The following is a 326-nucleotide window of genomic DNA, read 5'->3' as shown; positions in this document are numbered from 1 at the left end:
TGACGAGGGCGAGGATGTCATCTTCTCCAATCATGCGGGAGACAATAACCAGACGATCCTGCCGGTACTGAGCAATGGCGAATTCGCCAGCGCGACCTTCGGTCTCGATGACATCCCCGCCGAGTGGGCCGGGAGTGGCGTGTTCGGGATTGAAGTGGCCAACCTGTCCACTGACCCGTCACTCAACCCGTCAGGCGGCGGTACACCGCCGGCAGATGCCGATGGCATCGAGCGCGGCTACACCGTGCGCATGTTCCGGGCGCTGGATGCAGAGGGCAACGTGATCCCCGATACCTATGTGGGCATCATGGATTACACCGGCATCA

1 protein-coding gene is annotated in these 326 nt (G+C 61.3%); it reads left to right on the top strand.

Going from position 1 to position 326, the window contains the following annotated elements; genetic code table 11:
* Positions 1-326: hypothetical protein (locus tag R0J88_RS19285; RefSeq protein WP_410900773.1), on the top strand; the 326-nt coding region annotated here is incomplete at both ends.

The organism is Pseudoalteromonas sp. SIMBA_162 (genome assembly GCF_046535955.1).
GTDB classification, from domain to species: Bacteria; Pseudomonadota; Gammaproteobacteria; order Enterobacterales; family Alteromonadaceae; genus Pseudoalteromonas; species Pseudoalteromonas marina.
The sequence above is the reverse complement of the archived record's forward strand: the minus strand, read 5'-3'. Positions and strand labels throughout refer to the sequence as shown.